At 38.8% G+C, this 1,071-nt stretch carries 1 protein-coding gene; it reads right to left on the reverse strand.

All coding sequences use genetic code 11. From position 1 onward, the window contains the following. Window positions 1–158: 158 nt before the first annotated feature. Window positions 159–983, reverse strand: a complete 825-nt coding sequence (locus AABK37_RS41485; RefSeq protein ID WP_432557196.1) for an IS982 family transposase — start codon at window positions 981–983, stop codon at window positions 159–161. Window positions 984–1,071 lie beyond the last annotated feature (88 nt).

Raw genomic sequence — 1,071 nt, forward strand, 5'->3', positions numbered from 1 at the left:
TAACCCAAGTTGCGGGTTATGGGAATCCAAGTGCTATGCACCTGCTGATTCATGCGATCGCCAATCACAAATTGGCGGTTGCGAGTAGTGCAACCGCAACTTCAACTCAAATGAGCGCGAATTCTACTGAATTAAATTAAGGTATTAATAATTAATTATTACAGAAATGCTTTTTTCAGAGTAAAAGCCAAAATAAATGCTTCAAGCTTCAGTAAAAACCCTTGATAAGTGACTGCATGAATCGATTTGGGGAAAGTGCAAGTAATAGCGCTAAACACAGTTTCAATATAATGCCTAGTAGATTGTTTAATGTACTGATTCCAAGGTTCATCTTGACGCTTGGAGTTCTTTTTCCGCATCACTTTTAATGCAATTTGACTAGTCTCTAACAGGTTGTCTTCCGCAGTGTAATCTGTGTACGCAGAGTCGCTATAAACTTCGCTACCTGGTGGCAAATTTAACGCTAAAGCATTCAACGCACGCACATCACTCGCACTACCGGGCATAAGCACAAATTCAACAGGTATACCGCTTTTGGTCGTTAATAACTGAACTCTCACCCCATAGAAGTACCTTTTTTTGGACGCAATGTAACCCCTATACTCTTCTGACTTGATTAACTTCACGTTAAAGATGCGAATATTATCACATATTGCTACTGGAAACGAGTCTAAAAGATATTCAGTACAATCACTAATCTCTTTTAGTATCATTCCTATTTGATGAAACAAATCGTTAATTAGCATCGAGATTCTATGTAATCGCCGATTAAATCGTGATTTTTCTAACATATGTGGGATGAATTTATGGTCTTTCATATAGCTGCAAGCCTTACTATGATTGCCATCAAAAAACATTGCCGCAATTATTGCCGTTGTAATAATTTCCGCATCGCTCATTTCTCTCCGACAGTCTTCTTTGTGAGCGATCGCCTTGAGCAGGTCGTCGATGATAGCATAGATAGCAATAGTTTCATTTAACATAAACCCCTCCGATTTTGACTCTGGAGGGGATTTTATTGCTTTAATGTTATGCCTGCGAACCCTCTAAAGCATAACTAGCAACTTGGGT

It is taken from the genome of Tolypothrix sp. VBCCA 56010, assembly GCF_050875635.1.
Taxonomy (GTDB): Bacteria; Cyanobacteriota; Cyanobacteriia; order Cyanobacteriales; family Nostocaceae; genus Hassallia.

Excerpts from the sequence above, each read along its gene's own strand:
- AABK37_RS41485 (WP_432557196.1), bottom strand. The coding sequence starts at position 983 with ATGTTAAATGAAACTATTGCTATCTATGCTATCATCGACGACCTGCTC.